We start from the raw sequence: 14,306 nt of genomic DNA on the forward strand, positions 1-14,306 counted from the left end.
GCGCGCCGAAGTGAGGCGCCCGCCGAAATGAGTGCGGCCGATTATAGCGCAAAGCCCATGTCATCTCCGTCTCCATCCCCCGCTTGCGGCGCCGGGTCGCCCATATTCGTGCCCCTCGATGCCGGCGGCCGCCGCCTGGATCAGGTGCTGGCCGAGCTGCTGCCCCAGTATTCGCGCAATCGCCTGCAAACCTGGATCCGGGAAGGCCGGGTCTCCCTCAACGGGCAGCCGGTGCAGGAGCCCAAGCACAAGCTGCTGGGCGGCGAGTTCCTCAACCTGGAGGAAGTCCAGGACGAGAAGCTGGCGGCCGAGACGCCGGAAGACATTCCTTTTCCTGTGGTGTACGAGGATGAAGCCATCCTCATCATCAACAAGCCGGCCGGCCTGGTGGTGCATCCGGGCAGCGGCAACTGGAGCGGCACCCTGCTCAACGCCTTGCTGCACCACACGCCCCAGCTGGCCCAGGTGCCCCGGGCCGGCATCGTGCACCGCCTGGACAAGGACACCTCCGGCCTCATGGTGGTGGCCAAGACCCTGGAGGCCCAGACCGACCTGGTGCGCCAGCTCCAGGCCCGCACCGTGAAGCGGGAATACCGGGCCCTGCTGGTCGGCTATCTCAACCGCAACGGCACGGTGGATGCGCCCATCGGCCGCCATCCCACCCAGCGCACCAAGATGGCCGTGGTCCAGCACAATGGCCGGGAGGCCCGCACCCATTACACGGTGCTGGAGCATTTCGAGCGTTGCACCCTGGTGCAGTGCCGCCTGGAGACGGGCCGCACCCACCAGATCCGAGTGCACATGGCGGCCCTGGGCTTCCCCCTGGTGGGCGATGCGGTTTACAACAAGGGCAAGACCGCCGGGGTCCGTTTCCCCCGCCAGGCGCTCCATGCCTACCGCCTCGGCCTGATCCACCCCCTGACCCGGGAACCCATGCAATGGGACGCCCCGGTGCCCGACGACATGGCTGCCCTGCTCAAGACGCTGCGCAGCGAATGGGATGAGATCAAGACCCTGCGCCGCCAGCGCCAGGAAGAAGCCTGGGCGGAGGAGTGGGGCGACGACTGGGAGGACGAGGAGGAGGTCGAGGTGCTGGAAGCAGAGGGCGCCGAACTCCTGGAAGACGAAGACTTCGATGACGAAGCCGACGAATAGCCTGCCCGGCTTCGTTCCCGACTGGCCAGCCCCGCCCCGGGTGCGCAGCCTGCAGACCACCCGCAGCGGCGGCGTCAGTCCGGCTCCCTATGCCAGCCTCAACCTGGGGGATCACGTGGGCGATGCGCCGGCCCATGTGGCGGCCAACCGGGCCCTGTTGCGGGCCGGCCTGCCGGGCGAGCCCCTGTGGCTGCAGCAGGTGCACGGCACCCGGGTGGCCGACGCCGATAGCGCCACCACCGGGCGGGAGGCCGACGGGGTGGTGGCCCGGCGTCCCGGCAGCATCTGCGCCATCATGACCGCCGACTGCCTGCCGGTATTGCTCTGCGACTGGGACGGCACCGTGGTGGGCGCCGCCCATGCCGGCTGGCGCGGCCTGGCGGCCGGTGTCCTGGAAAACACGGTGGCTGCCATGGGGGTGGGCCCGGAGCGGCTACTGGCCTGGCTCGGGCCGGCCATCGGCCCCCAAGCCTTTGAAGTCGGGCCTGAGGTGAGGGATGCCTTCGAGAAGGTCGATCCACGGGCGTCCCAGGCCTTCGTCCCCGGCGCCTCCGCCGGCAAGTATCTGGCCGACATCTACGCCCTGGCCCGCCTGCGCCTGCAGGCAGCCGGCGTCCGTGAGATCCACGGCGGCGGCCTGTGCACGGTCGGCGACGCCGTCAGCTACTTTTCCTACCGTCGCGACCGGGTCTGCGGCCGCATGGCCTCCCTCATCTGGCTGGAGCCCTGAGCCGGGGGCCTTGGTGCGTTGCACCTTGACCGTGGCGAACAACGCTCCCTACACTGCCTCCGCTGCATCATCATAAAAACTACCGGAGGAACAATGAAAAAACTCGTCGCCGCCGCATCCCTGGCCCTGGCCCTGCTGCCCCTGGGGCACAGCGTCGCCCACGCCGCCGATTACAAGTCCGAATACCGCCTGTCCACCGTCCTCGGCCCCGCCTTTCCCTGGGGCAAGGCCGGCGAACGCTGGGCCGAACTGGTCAAGCAGAAGACCGAAGGCCGCATCAACATCAAGCTCTACCCGGGCACCAGCCTGGTGGGCGGCGACCAGACCCGGGAGTTTTCCGCCATCCGCCAGGGGGTCATCGACCTGGCCATCGGCTCCTCCATCAACTGGTCGCCCCAGGTGAAGCAGCTCAACCTGTTCTCCCTGCCGTTCCTCACGCCCGATGAAAAGAGCCTGGATGCCCTGATCAAGGGGCCGGTGGGCAAGGACCTCTTCGCCGTGCTGGAAAAGCAGGGCGTGGTGCCCCTGGCCTACGGCGAGAACGGCTTCCGCGAGCTTTCCAATTCCCGGCATCCCATCCGCACCCCGGCGGACCTGAAGGGCATGAAGATCCGCGTCGTCGGTTCCCCCATTTTCATCGATGCCTTCTCCGCCCTCGGCGCCAATCCCACCCAGATGAGCTGGGCCGATGCCCAGCCGGCCCTGGCCACCAAGGCCGTGGACGGCCAGGAAAATCCCCTCTCCGTGTTCAATGCGGCCAAGCTGCACACCCTGGGCCAGCAGCACCTGACCCTGTGGGGCTACATGACGGACCCCCTGATTTTCGTGGTGAACCGCAACGTCTGGAACAACTGGAGCGAAGCGGATCGCAAGGCGGTGCGCGAGGCGGCGGAACAGGCGGCGGCGGAGAACCTGGTGGCTGCGCGCAAGGGCGTCAGCCCCGGCGACGATGCCCTGCTCAAGGACATCGAGAAGAACGGCGTCACCATCACCCGCCTGACGGCCGAGCAGCGCAAGGCCTTCAAGGACCTGACCCGTCCGGTGTACGACAAGTGGGCCGAAACCGTGGGCAAGGATCTGGTGAAAAAGGCCGAGGCCGCCATCGCTGCCGGCAAGTAGGCCCTTTTCCCCTGCGACTGCAAGATCGCCGGCCCGGGCCGGCGATCTTGTTTTTGACGAGAACAACAGGATGGATGACCAACAGAATCCCCCCTCCCGCCCCACTGCCCGCATTGAACGGGCCCTGGCGGCGGGCTGCATGGCCCTGCTGTGCCTGATCACCTTCGCCAATGTGCTGGTGCGCTACCTGACCAACGCCTCCTTCGCCTTCACCGAGGAGTTTTCCGTATTCCTGCTGCTGGCCCTGACCCTGCTCGGTTCGGCCGGCGCCTTTGCCGACGGCCGCCATATCCGCATCACCCTGCTGGTGGACAGGCTTTCCGCCAACGGCCGCCGGCTTTGTTCGGCCCTGGAGTGGCTGGCCAATGTGGCCATGTTCGGCCTCCTGGCCTGGCTGGGTTACGGCATGGCCTACGACGATTTCGAATTCGAGGTCACCTCTCCCGGCCTGGGCCTGCCCCAGTGGTGGTACAGCGCCTGGCTGCCCCTGCTGTCGGCCCTGATCGTGCTGCGCCTGTTCCTATTGCTGTGGCGCCGGCGGGGAGGGCGGGCATGAGCTGGCTGCTCTTTCTTTCCTTCTTCGCCCTGATGCTCCTGGGCGTGCCCCTGGGCACGGCCATGGGCCTGGCGGGCCTGGCGGTGGTGTTCTTCGGCGACCTGGGCCTGATGTCCCTGCCCACCAGCGTCTATACCGGCATCGCCAAATATCCGCTGCTGGCCATTCCGGTCTTCGTGCTGGCCGGGATGATTTTCGAGCGCTCCGGCGTGGCCCTGCGCCTGGTGCGTTTTGCCGTGGCCCTGGTGGGCCAGCGGCGCGGCGGCCTGGCCCTGGCCGCCATCCTGGTGTGCATGGTGCTGGGCGGCATTTCCGGCTCCGGCCCGGCGGATGCGGCGGCGGTGGCCACGGTGATGATTCCCAGCATGGCCCGGGCCGGCTACCCGGCCGCCTTTTCCGCCAGCGTCATTGCTGCGGCCGGCTCCACGGCCATTCTCATCCCGCCTTCCATCGTCTTCATCCTCTACAGCGTCCTGGTGCCCCAGGCCTCGGTGCCGGCCCTCTTCGCCGCCGGCCTGATCCCGGGCCTCCTGGCCGGCCTGGCCCTGATGCTGCCGGCCTGGTGGCTGTCGGTGCGCCACGGCTTCGGCGTCGCCGGCCTGCAGGACGGGGAGGCGCGCCAGTCCTTCTGGTCGGCCCTGAAGGAGGCCAGCTGGGGCCTGCTGGCCCCGGTGATCATTCTCGGCGGCATGCGTTCCGGCGCCTTCACGCCGACGGAAGCGGCGGTGGTGGCAGTGTTCTACGGCCTGTTCGTCGGCCTGGTGATCTACCGCACCCTCAACTGGAAGAACATCTACGAAGTGCTGGTGGAGTCGGCCGAGGTTTCCGCCGTGGTCATGCTCATCATCGCCCTGGCCAGCGTCTTCGCCTGGGCCGGCAGCACCCTGGGCACCTTCGAGGCCCTGGGCGGCTGGCTGGTGGGGCTTTCCGGCAACGAGACGGCCATCCTGCTGGCGGTGACCCTGTTGTTGCTGATCGCCGGCATGTTCCTCGACGCCGTTTCCATCCTCTTCATTTTCGTGCCCTTCCTGCTGCCGGTGATCCTGCACTTTGGCTGGGACCCGGTGTGGTTCGGCGTCATCCTCACCATGAACGTGGCCATCGGCCAGTTCACGCCGCCCATGGCCATCAACCTGATGGTCACCAGCCGCATTGCCGGCATCCGCATCGAGGATACGGTGCCCTGGGTGCTGTGGATGGTGGGCGCCATGCTCTCGGCCCTGCTGCTGGTGACCTTTGTTCCCGAACTGGCCACCGGCATTCCCCGATATCTGGGGTATCAATAAGATTCGGCGGAGGGGAGGGCGTATAATCCGCCCCTCCCCGAATTTTCCCCACCTTCTTCCCTTGCCTGGAAAACCATGAGTACCCTTGGCTGGATCATCACCGCCAGCTTCCTCGGCGGCGCCCTCAGCGTCATTGCCGCCGGTCTGGTGACCTTCACCCTGGGGGCAGGCAGCGTCTCCCACCTGATTTCCTACGCCATCGGCGCCCTGCTGGGGGCGGTGTTCCTGGAAATCCTGCCCCATGCCCTGGAACATGGCGATCCCCACACCATGGCGGCCACCATCCTGGGGGGCATCCTGATTTTCTTCGTCCTGGAAAAACTGGTGTTGTGGCGCCACTGCCACGACCATCACTGCGAGGCCCACGACGCCCATCCGCCGGCTCACGACCACGGCCGTTCCGGCCTGCTGATCCTGATCGGCGACACCTTCCACAATTTCGTGGACGGCATCCTCATCGCCGCCGCCTTCCTGGAAGACACCCAGCTGGGCATCGTCACCGCCCTGGCCATCATCGCCCACGAAATTCCCCAGGAGCTGGGCGATTTCCTGGTGCTGCTGCATTCCGGCTATTCCCGGGCCAAGGCCCTGGCCTTCAACCTGCTGTCCAGCCTGGCCACCCTGGTGGGGGCCCTGCTGGCCTACTTCGCCCTGTCGTCCCTGCAGGAGTGGGTACCGTCCCTGCTCGGCCTGGCTGCCGCCAGCATGCTCTATGTGGCCGTGGCCGACCTCATTCCCGGCCTGCACAAGCGGCCCGAACTCAAGGCCACCCTGCAGCAGGTGTCACTGATCGGCCTGGGCATCCTTTCCATCTGGCTGGCCCGGGAGCTGATCGCCGGCCACGCCTGAGGCGGACGGCTGCCCGGCCAGGGCCTCCTGGCGCTTTGCCTCCTGCAACTCCTGCCAGGCCCGGTGCTGCCGCCTGACCTTGGAGCCGCCCAGATAGAGGATGAGGGCGGTGGGCAGCAGCCCGTAGAAAAAGAAGGTTGCGACTCCCGCCACGATGCTGGCCTCGGTGAGGGCCATCATGAAAATGACGTAGAGCCAGCCAATGGCGATGATGTACATGGGCGCCATTATAGCGGGCCCGGCCATCGCTTCCCGGCCCGCTGCAACCAATCCTTCATCTGTCTGTAAGTCGCCTGTCAGCGCGGGAGCTTAACTTCTCCCGGAAGCCCTCCCGCGATCCTCGCTATCCCCTGGTCATTGACAGGGATCAGGCAGCCAAGCAGAATCAAACGCTCCTTCCCCGTCCTCCGCGCGCCGAGCCATTCCGCGCCCCTCAGGAGTTTCATACAAGATGGTCAGCCAGCCGGAAAACCTCCTTCCTGCGATGCAAAATTTCGTTTCTGCCGGACAGACCCTGGCCCAGAATTTCTTCGCCTTCCTGGCGAAACAACCCGGCATGACGCCGCCGCCCGCCGGCACCCTGCCGCCCCTCAAGCTGCCCAGCCCCGAGGAAATGCAGGCCCTGCACCAGGAATACCTGAAGCAGCATGCCGCCCTGTGGGCCGCCATGCTGGCCAAACGCCAGGGCCAGGAACCCGGCTTCGCCGTCCAGCCGGAGCCGGGCGACCGCCGCTTCAATGCCCCCGAGTGGTCGGAAACGCCGATGTTCGATTACATCCGCCAGGCCTACCTACTCAATTCCAGCTTCCTGCGCCAGGTGGTCGAAGCGGTGCCGGAGGAAGACGACAAGGCCAAGAACCGCCTGCGCTTCATGGCCCGCCAGTACATCGACGCCCTCTCTCCCGCCAATTTCGCCGCCACCAATCCGGAATTCATCAAGCAGGCCGTGGAAAGCAAGGGCCAGAGCATCACCGCCGGCATCCAGAACCTGATCGCCGACATGGAGAAGGGCCGTATCTCCATGACCGACGAAAGCGTCTTCGAGGTCGGCAAGAACATTGCCACCAGCGCCGGCCAGGTGATCTTTGAAAACGAGCTGATGCAGCTGATCCAGTACGAGCCCCTGACGCCCAAGGTGGCCAAGCGGCCCCTGCTGATCGTGCCGCCCTGCATCAACAAGTTCTACATCCTCGACCTGCAGCCGGAGAATTCCCTGGTCCGCTATGCGGTGGAGCAGGGCAACACGGTGTTCCTCGTTTCCTGGCGCAACCCCAAGGCCGACCTGGAGAAATACACCTGGGAGGACTACCTGGAGAAGGCCGCCATCACCGCCATCGAGGTCGTGCGCAGCGTCTGCAAGGTGGACCAGATCAACGCCCTCGGCTTCTGCGTCGGCGGCACCATCCTCTCCAGCGCCCTGGCGGTGCTGGCCGCCCGCGGCGAGGACCCGGTGGCCAGCCTGACCCTGCTCACCACCCTGCTGGATTTTTCCGACACGGGCGAGATCGGCCTGCTCATCGACGACAACTTCCTCGCCCTGAAGGAAAGCCAGATCGGCCAGGGTGGCCTGCTGTCGGCCAAGGAGCTGTCCTCCACCTTCTCCGCCCTGCGCGCCAACGACCTGGTGTGGAACTACGTCGCCAACAACTACCTGAAGGGCAAGAAGCCGGACGCCTTCGACCTGCTGTACTGGAACTGCGACAGCACCAATCTGCCGGGCCCCTTCGCCTGCTGGTACATGCGCAACCTGTACCAGAACAACAGCCTGCGCATCCCGGGCAAGCTGGAAATGTGCGGCGTGCGCGTGGACCTGGGCCGGGTGGCCATGCCCAGCTACATCCTGGCAGCCCGGGAAGACCACATCGTGCCCTGGCAGACCGCCTACCAATCCACCCGCCTGCTGGGCGGCCCGTCCCGCTTCGTTCTCGGCGCCTCCGGCCATATCGCCGGCGTCGTCAATCCGGCCGCCAAGAACAAGCGCAGTTTCTGGAGCGGCAGCGACCAGAAGCTGGATGCGGATTCCTGGCTGGCCGCCGCCACCGAACACAAGGGCAGCTGGTGGTCCGACTGGAGCGCCTGGCTGCAGCAGTTCGCCGGCGGCGAGGTGGCGGCCCGCAGCAAGCTGGGCAATGCCCGCTACAAGCCGCTAGAAGCGGCCCCCGGCCGTTACGTCAAGGAAAAGGCCGTCTGAGGCGGCCTGACACCTACATCTGATACAACCGCAGGAAATGCAGCGGGGCGGGGGAGGGGGCTCCCGTCCTGACAACTTTTACCCCATGACTACAAGGAAGGATGAGCTATGAGCAAAGTTGCACTCGTCACCGGCGCCCTGGGCGGCCTGGGTACCGCCATCAGCCAGGCCCTGGCCAAGGAAGGCTACAAGGTCGTTGCCGCCTACCACCCCGAATTCGACAAAAAGGAAGAGTGGCTGGCCGAGCAGGAAGCAGCCGGCTTCAAGGACTTCGTCCTGGTGCCGGGCGACGTTTCCGATTATGAGTCCGCCAAGGCCATGATCGCCGAAGCCGAAGCCAAGGCCGGCCCCATCGACATCCTGGTGAACAACGCCGGCATCACCCGCGACAAGTTCTTCGTCAAGATGGACAAGGGTCAGTGGGATGCGGTCATCAACACCAACCTGAACAGCCTGTTCAACGTCACCCACCACGTCGCCGCCAAGATGGGCGAGCGGGGCTGGGGCCGCATCGTGAACATTTCCTCCGTGAATGGCGTCAAGGGTCAGGCTGGCCAGACCAACTATTCCGCCGCCAAGGCCGGCGTCATCGGCTTCACCAAGGCCCTGGCCCAGGAATTCGCCGCCAAGGGCGTCACCGTGAACGCCATCGCCCCGGGCTACGTGGCCACCAAGATGGTGACCGCCATCCGCGAGGACATCCTCAAGGGAATCATCGACTCCGTGCCCATGAAGCGCCTGGCCAAGCCCGAGGAAATCGGCGCCGCCGTGGTGTACCTGACCTCCGAACTGGCCGGCTTCGTCACCGGTGCCACCCTCAACATCAACGGCGGCCTGTACTACCAGTAATCGGCTGGCCGCAAGGCTGCACCTGGAGCCCCGCCCCGGCGGGGCTTGTTTTTTCTGTATAATCCGCCAGATAGCCGATCCGGGACGCCCGGGTTGAATATAAAAATATCGGCCAGACCTCTTTTTGGCACTCAACGCACCGGAGCCCGCCCCATGACGGAACCAGCCCGCCTCATCAAGAAGTATCCCAACCGCCGACTCTACGACACCAAAACCAGTGCCTACATCACCCTGGCGGATGTGAAGGAACTGGTGCTGCGCTTCGAAGACTTCAAGGTGGTGGATGCCAAGAGCGGCGAGGACCTGACCCGCAGCATCCTGCTGCAGATCATCCTGGAAGAGGAATCTGGCGGCATGCCCCTGTTCTCCTCCGAACTGCTGGCCCAGATCATCCGTTACTACGGCAATGCCATGCAGGGCATGCTGGGCAAGTACCTGGAAACCAACATCAAGGCCTTCGCCGACGTGCAGGCCAAGCTGCAGGAGCAGTCCCGCTCCCTCTACGGCGAAGCCAACCAAGTTCAGGCCCAGACGGACCTGTGGGCCCAGTTCCTGAATTTCCAGGGGCCGGCCATGCAAAGCATGATGTCAGCCTATGTGGACCAGAGCAAAAAGATGTTCCAGCAGATGCAGGACCAACTGCAGAGCCAGACCCGCAACATGTTCACCGGCTTCCAGTTCCCCGGCGCCCAGCCGGACGACCGGAAGGGCGAGTGAATCGATCAAGGAAAGCAAGCTTAAGTGTCATCCGGCAATACTCCCACCCGTAGCCCCCTGCAAACCCCGACTGTCGGCTTCGTCAGTCTGGGTTGCCCCAAAGCCTCTTCCGATGCGGAGCGCATCCTGACCCAGCTGCGGGCAGAAGGCTATGAAATCTCCTCCTCCTACGACGGCGCCGATCTGGTCATCGTCAATACCTGCGGCTTCATCGACGCCGCGGTGGAGGAATCCCTGGACGCCATCGGCGAGGCCCTCACCGAAAACGGCAAGGTCATCGTCACCGGTTGCCTGGGCGCCAAGGGCGACATCGTCCAGAGCACCCACCCGTCCGTGCTGGCCGTCACCGGCCCCCACGCGGCAGAGGAGGTGATGGGCCATGTGCACAGCCACCTGCCCAAGCCCCACGACCCCTTCATGGACCTGGTGCCGGAGGCCGGCATCCGCCTGACGCCCCAGCATTTCGCCTACCTGAAGATTTCCGAAGGCTGCAACCACAGTTGCACCTTCTGCATCATTCCCAGCCTGCGCGGCCCCCTGGTCTCCCGCCCCATCGGCGACGTGCTGCAGGAAGCCAAGGCCCTGGCCGAGGCCGGCGTCAAGGAACTGCTGGTCATTTCCCAGGACACCAGCGCCTACGGCGTGGATCTGAAATACCGCACCGGCTTCGTCGGCGGCCGCCCGGTCAAGACCCGGCTCAAGGAGCTGTGCGAGGCCCTGGCCGAGTTCGGCATCTGGGTGCGCCTGCACTACGTCTATCCCTATCCCAGCGTGGACGACCTGATCCCCCTGATGGCCGAAGGCAAGATCCTGCCTTATCTGGACGTGCCCTTCCAGCACGCCAGCCCGCGCATCCTCAAGGCCATGAAGCGCCCGGCCAGCGCCGAGAACAACCTGGAGCGGATCCGTGCCTGGCGCGCCATCTGCCCGGACATCACCATCCGTTCCACCTTCATCGCCGGCTTCCCCGGCGAGACCGAGGCCGAATTCGAGGAACTGCTGCAGTTCCTGGAAGAGGCCCGTCTGGACCGGGTCGGCTGCTTCGCCTATTCCCCGGTGGACGGTGCCACCGCCAACGACCTGCCCGGCGCCCTGCCGGACGAGGTGCGGGAGGAACGCCGCCGCTACGTCATGGAGCTGCAGGAAGACATTTCCGCCGACCTCCTGGCCGCCAAGATCGACAAGGAAATCACGGTCCTGGTGGACGCGGTGGACGAGGAGGGCGCCATCGCCCGCTCCAGCGCCGATGCGCCGGAAATCGACGGCGTCGTCTATCTGGACGGCGTCTTCGACGTGGAGCCGGGCGACTTCGTCAAGGTCCGGGTGGTGGACAGCGACGCCCACGACCTTTACGCCGAGCGGGTGTGAAACCTAGGATCGGGCTCGCCCTCGGCAGCGGCTCCGCCCGGGGCTGGGCCCACATCGGCGTCATCCGCGCCCTGCGGGATGCCGGCATCGAGCCCGACATCATCTGCGGTTCCTCCATCGGCGCCTTCGTCGGCGCTGCCACCGCCTGCGGCGACCTGGACAAGCTGGAACACTGGGTGCGCAGCCTGTCCTGGAAGGAAGTCCTGGGCTTCTTCGACGTGGGCCTCAACGGCGGCCTGATCAAGGGCGAAAAGCTCCTCGATTTCTTCACCCGGCACTTCACCGACCGGGACTTCCACGACCTGCCCCTGCCTTTCGCCTGCGTCGCCACCGACCTGGGCAGCGGCCGGGAAATCTGGCTCAAGGAAGGCAGCGTGGCCCATGCGGTGCGGGCCTCCATTGCCCTGCCTGGCCTGTTTGCCCCGATCCCCCGGGATGGCGGCTTTCTGGTGGATGGGGGACTGGTCAATCCGGTGCCGGTGTCCCTGTGCCGGGCCATGGGAGCCGACATTGTCATCGCCGTGGACCTGGGCTCCGACATGCTGGGCCGGCGCCTGCGCAACCGGGGCGAGACGCCGCCTTCCGTGGACGGCTGGCGCGGCACCCTGAAACGCTGGCTGGGGGTGGAGGAGGGCGGCAACAGCCCGTCCATGCTCGACGTCATGGCCAGCAGCATCAACATCATGCAGGTGCGCATCGCCCGCAGCCGGCTTGCCGGCGAACCCGCCGACACCCTGATTTCCCCCCGGGTGGCCGATCTGGGCCTGCTGGATTTCCATCGGGCCGACGAGGCCATCGCCGAAGGCCGGGTGGCCACCGAACTGATGCTGCCCATGTTGCGCAGCGTCCTGGAAATGCCGGCATGAACGACCTGCAGCAGCAACTGGCCGCCATCGTCGGCCCGGCCCACGTACTGACCGGAGAGGCCGAGCTGGCGTCCTATCTGACCGACTGGCGCGGCCGCTACCGGGGCCGTGCCCTGGCCCTGGTCAAGCCCGGCTCGACGGACGAGGTCGCCGCCGTGGTGCGGGCCTGCGCCGCCGCCGGCGTGCCCATGGTGCCCCAGGGCGGCAACACCAGCCTGTGCGGGGCCGCCACGCCGGACCAGGGCGGGCGCTCGGTGCTGGTCAATCTCTCCCGCCTCAACCGCATCCGCCAGATCGATGCCGCCAACAATGCCATCACGGTGGAAGCCGGCTGCCTCCTGGCTCAGGTGCAGGAAGCGGCCGCCGCGGCAGGGCGCCTCTTTCCCCTGGCCCTGGCCTCGGAAGGCTCATGCCAGATCGGCGGCAATCTCTCCACCAATGCGGGCGGGGTCCAGGTGCTGCGCTACGGCAACACCCGGGAACTGACCCTGGGGCTGGAAGTGGTGCTGCCCGACGGGTGCCTGTGGAACGGTCTCACCGCCCTGCGCAAGGACAATACGGGTTACGACCTGAAGGACCTTTTCATCGGTGCCGAAGGTACCTTGGGCATCATCACCGCCGCCGTACTCAAGCTCTTTCCCCGGCCCCGGGCCGTGGTCACGGCCTGGCTGGCGGTGGCCGACGGGGCGGCCGCCATTGCCCTGCTGGGGCGGGCCCAGGCCCGCTTCGATGCCCGTTTGACGGCCTTCGAGCTGATTTCGCGGCAGTCCCTCGATCTGGTGTTGCAGCACATTCCCGGCAGTCGCCAGCCCCTGGCGGCTCCAGCCCCCTGGCAGGTCTTGCTGGAGCTTGCCGACGGCGGCGCATGGGCGGACCTGCAGGCCGACCTGGAAGATTTCATCGGCGGAGAAATGGCGGATGGACGGGTCCAGGACGGAGTGCTGGCCCAGAACGAAACCCAGGCGCGGCAGTTGTGGGCCCTGCGGGAAAATATCTCCGAGGCCCAGAAAATCGAGGGCCTCAGCATCAAGCACGACATCTCGGTGCCCGTCTCCCGCATCCCGGAATTTCTCGACCTGGCTGGCACGGCGCTGGCCGCCGCCTTTCCCGGCGTGCGGGTGGTGGCCTTCGGCCATGCCGGGGACGGCAACCTGCATTACAACCTGTCCAAGGCGCAACGCCAGGACAACGACGCCTTCATCGCCGCCACGCCCCAGGCCAACCGCATCGTGCATGACCTGGTGGCCCGCCTGGGCGGTTCCATCTCGGCGGAACACGGTATCGGCCAGTTGAAGCGGGAGGAGTTGGTGCGTTACAAGGACCCGGTGGGGCTGGATTTGATGCGCTGCATCAAGTCCAGTCTGGATCCCCGGGGCCTGATGAATCCGGGAAAAATACTCTGATTCAGCTACGGTAACCGGCCGCTGGCCGCACCCGCTGCATTTCCACGATAAGCAACCGCACCCTGCTGCGGATGCGCTCCAGGCAAAGGCTTATTTCCCGTTGGTCGTGCTGCACCCGGGCAATCTTGTGCCGCAGGTGATGGATGTTGGCCAGGTATTGGCGGTCGATGTCGCCGACAACGGCAGAGAGGGGATGGGATTGCATGGGAGTCCTCCCGGGCTTGGGTGAGTCCCATTATGCTGCACTGCACCAGCTGCTGGAATCGGCCAAAGGTGCTAAATCCGCCCGGCCTATGCCCAAGATCATATGACCGGGGCACGGGGCAAGACGGGGGACATTGCGTCTCCCGCCAAAGACTCAGTGCAGCGTCGGCGGATTGGCTGAGAACAGCTCGGCCACGGCGGCCGCATCGAAGCGGTATTCCCGGTTGCAGATGTCGTCCCGGATGAGAATTTCGCCGTGCTCCTGCAGAATGGATTCGGCCTCTTCCCGTCCGACGGCCCGCAGCATGCTGCGCACCTTTTCCCAGTCCTCGGGGCAGGAGTAGGTCACGCTCCGGGGCGGATAGAGGCGCAGGGTTTCCTCGGCAAAGACCCGGGACAGCAGCACTTCCGTTTCCAGGCCCAGCAGTTCTTCCGGGCGCAGGGTGGCGGCCAGCTGCTGCAGGCGGTTCCAGCCGTCAGCGTCCTTGTCGTGGGCGCCCGGCAGGGTTTGCAGGAAGAGGCCGGTGACGCCCTGCTCGGAAGCCGCCAGATAGAGGCGAGAGGGCTGCTGTTCGGACTGCTGCAGGTAATGCTCGAAGACCTCGGCGATGGTATTGCCTTCCAGGGGCACGAAGCTCTGGTACGGGTCCTTGGCCTGGGGCAGATCCAGGGTCAGCATCAGCTGGCCATGGCCCCACAGGCGCTCCAGGGGCAGGTCGCCGGCTGCCAGGCCGTCGGCCCGGGCCATGCCGCGGAATTCCAGGTTTTCGTTGCAGTCGATCACCAGCAGGGAAAGGGGGCCATCGCCCCGCAGCTGGAAGGTCAGCCGGCCCGGCTGCTTCAGCTGGGCCGCAATGATGGTGGTGACGGCGGTCATTTCGCCCAACAGTCGGGCCACCGCCTCCGGATAGCCGCGGCCGGCCTGCATGGCCTGCCAGGAGGGACCGAGGCGGACGATGGCGCCGCGGATGTCCAGGTCTTCGAAAAGCAGGCGTTGTACGGAATCTTGCATG

General features: G+C 66.0%; 15 protein-coding genes. 12 read left to right on the plus strand and 3 right to left on the minus strand.

From position 1 onward, the window contains the following. Window positions 1-108 precede the first annotated feature (108 nt). From rluD to EV678_RS03365, 6 genes are all read left to right on the plus strand, one after another. On the plus strand, window positions 109-1,155 hold the full coding sequence (gene rluD / locus EV678_RS03340; RefSeq protein ID WP_412784070.1) for a 23S rRNA pseudouridine(1911/1915/1917) synthase RluD: 1,047 nt from the start codon (window positions 109-111) through the stop codon (window positions 1,153-1,155). Further along, window positions 1,136-1,885 carry a peptidoglycan editing factor PgeF gene (gene pgeF, locus EV678_RS03345; protein ID WP_130458509.1) on the plus strand — a complete coding sequence of 250 codons (750 nt, stop codon included), beginning with the start codon at window positions 1,136-1,138 and terminating at the stop codon, window positions 1,883-1,885. The genes rluD and pgeF overlap by 20 nt, the downstream gene beginning before the upstream one ends. 93 nt (window positions 1,886-1,978) lie before the next feature. After that, complete coding sequence (locus EV678_RS03350) at window positions 1,979-3,004, plus strand: DctP family TRAP transporter solute-binding subunit (protein WP_014237566.1); 1,026 nt, start codon at window positions 1,979-1,981, stop codon at window positions 3,002-3,004. A 70-nt stretch (window positions 3,005-3,074) separates the two neighbouring features. Further along, window positions 3,075-3,560, plus strand: a complete 486-nt coding sequence (locus EV678_RS03355) for a TRAP transporter small permease (RefSeq protein ID WP_130458510.1) — start codon at window positions 3,075-3,077, stop codon at window positions 3,558-3,560. Then, on the plus strand, window positions 3,557-4,846 hold the full coding sequence (locus tag EV678_RS03360; protein WP_130458511.1) for a TRAP transporter large permease: 1,290 nt from the start codon (window positions 3,557-3,559) through the stop codon (window positions 4,844-4,846). Before EV678_RS03355 ends, EV678_RS03360 begins: the two co-directional genes overlap by 4 nt. Before the next feature lie 75 nt (window positions 4,847-4,921). Beyond that, window positions 4,922-5,695 (plus strand): ZIP family metal transporter, encoded by a 774-nt coding sequence (locus tag EV678_RS03365; protein ID WP_014237569.1) that lies wholly within the window; start codon window positions 4,922-4,924, stop codon window positions 5,693-5,695. Here the strand turns inward: EV678_RS03365 and EV678_RS03370 are convergent. Then, entirely contained in the window at window positions 5,630-5,914 is a 285-nt protein-coding gene (locus tag EV678_RS03370) for a hypothetical protein (RefSeq protein ID WP_130459264.1), read from the minus strand. The genes EV678_RS03365 and EV678_RS03370 overlap by 66 nt on opposite strands. Window positions 5,915-6,146: 232 nt before the next feature. Here EV678_RS03370 and phaC point away from each other — a divergent pair, with 232 nt between their 5' ends. From phaC to EV678_RS03400, 6 genes are all read left to right on the plus strand, one after another. Next, entirely contained in the window at window positions 6,147-7,886 is a 1,740-nt protein-coding gene (phaC, locus tag EV678_RS03375; RefSeq protein ID WP_130458512.1) for a class I poly(R)-hydroxyalkanoic acid synthase, read from the plus strand. 108 nt (window positions 7,887-7,994) lie between these two features. Further along, the gene (phbB, locus tag EV678_RS03380) at window positions 7,995-8,735 is read left to right on the plus strand and encodes a beta-ketoacyl-ACP reductase (RefSeq protein ID WP_014237572.1); all 741 of its coding nucleotides are present in this window, start codon (window positions 7,995-7,997) and stop codon (window positions 8,733-8,735) included. A gap of 153 nt (window positions 8,736-8,888) precedes the next feature. After that, on the plus strand, window positions 8,889-9,452 hold the full coding sequence (phaR, locus tag EV678_RS03385; RefSeq protein ID WP_014237573.1) for a polyhydroxyalkanoate synthesis repressor PhaR: 564 nt from the start codon (window positions 8,889-8,891) through the stop codon (window positions 9,450-9,452). Between the two features lie 24 nt (window positions 9,453-9,476). Then, window positions 9,477-10,820 carry a 30S ribosomal protein S12 methylthiotransferase RimO gene (rimO, locus tag EV678_RS03390; RefSeq protein WP_014237574.1) on the plus strand — a complete coding sequence of 448 codons (1,344 nt, stop codon included), beginning with the start codon at window positions 9,477-9,479 and terminating at the stop codon, window positions 10,818-10,820. Further along, entirely contained in the window at window positions 10,817-11,686 is an 870-nt protein-coding gene (gene rssA, locus EV678_RS03395; RefSeq protein WP_130458513.1) for a patatin-like phospholipase RssA, read from the plus strand. Before rimO ends, rssA begins: the two co-directional genes overlap by 4 nt. Next, window positions 11,683-13,089, plus strand: coding sequence for an FAD-binding oxidoreductase (locus EV678_RS03400; RefSeq protein WP_130458514.1), 1,407 nt, complete (start codon window positions 11,683-11,685; stop codon window positions 13,087-13,089). Before rssA ends, EV678_RS03400 begins: the two co-directional genes overlap by 4 nt. A gap of 1 nt (window position 13,090) precedes the next feature. On the opposite strand, the gene EV678_RS03405 is transcribed toward EV678_RS03400, so the two are convergent. Beyond that, window positions 13,091-13,294, minus strand: coding sequence for a hypothetical protein (locus tag EV678_RS03405; protein WP_130458515.1), 204 nt, complete (start codon window positions 13,292-13,294; stop codon window positions 13,091-13,093). Window positions 13,295-13,447: 153 nt separating this feature from the next. Then, window positions 13,448-14,305 (minus strand): Hsp33 family molecular chaperone HslO, encoded by an 858-nt coding sequence (gene hslO, locus EV678_RS03410; RefSeq protein ID WP_207222154.1) that lies wholly within the window; start codon window positions 14,303-14,305, stop codon window positions 13,448-13,450. Between the last annotated feature and the right edge of the window lies 1 nt (window position 14,306).

This window comes from Azospira oryzae, from assembly GCF_004217225.1.
Classification (GTDB): Bacteria; Pseudomonadota; Gammaproteobacteria; order Burkholderiales; family Rhodocyclaceae; genus Azospira; species Azospira oryzae.

Bases quoted from the DNA above. Each gene is read 5' to 3' on its own strand.
- pgeF (WP_130458509.1), top strand. From the start codon at position 1,136: ATGACGAAGCCGACGAATAGCCTGCCCGGCTTCGTTCCCGACTGGCCA.
- EV678_RS03350 (WP_014237566.1), top strand. From the start codon at position 1,979: ATGAAAAAACTCGTCGCCGCCGCATCCCTGGCCCTGGCCCTGCTGCCC.
- EV678_RS03355 (WP_130458510.1), top strand. From the start codon at position 3,075: ATGGATGACCAACAGAATCCCCCCTCCCGCCCCACTGCCCGCATTGAA.
- EV678_RS03360 (WP_130458511.1), top strand. From the start codon at position 3,557: ATGAGCTGGCTGCTCTTTCTTTCCTTCTTCGCCCTGATGCTCCTGGGC.
- EV678_RS03365 (WP_014237569.1), top strand. From the start codon at position 4,922: ATGAGTACCCTTGGCTGGATCATCACCGCCAGCTTCCTCGGCGGCGCC.
- EV678_RS03370 (WP_130459264.1), bottom strand. From the start codon at position 5,914: ATGTACATCATCGCCATTGGCTGGCTCTACGTCATTTTCATGATGGCC.
- phaC (WP_130458512.1), top strand. From the start codon at position 6,147: ATGGTCAGCCAGCCGGAAAACCTCCTTCCTGCGATGCAAAATTTCGTT.
- phbB (WP_014237572.1), top strand. From the start codon at position 7,995: ATGAGCAAAGTTGCACTCGTCACCGGCGCCCTGGGCGGCCTGGGTACC.
- phaR (WP_014237573.1), top strand. From the start codon at position 8,889: ATGACGGAACCAGCCCGCCTCATCAAGAAGTATCCCAACCGCCGACTC.
- EV678_RS03400 (WP_130458514.1), top strand. From the start codon at position 11,683: ATGAACGACCTGCAGCAGCAACTGGCCGCCATCGTCGGCCCGGCCCAC.
- EV678_RS03405 (WP_130458515.1), bottom strand. From the start codon at position 13,294: ATGCAATCCCATCCCCTCTCTGCCGTTGTCGGCGACATCGACCGCCAA.
- hslO (WP_207222154.1), bottom strand. From the start codon at position 14,305: ATGCAAGATTCCGTACAACGCCTGCTTTTCGAAGACCTGGACATCCGC.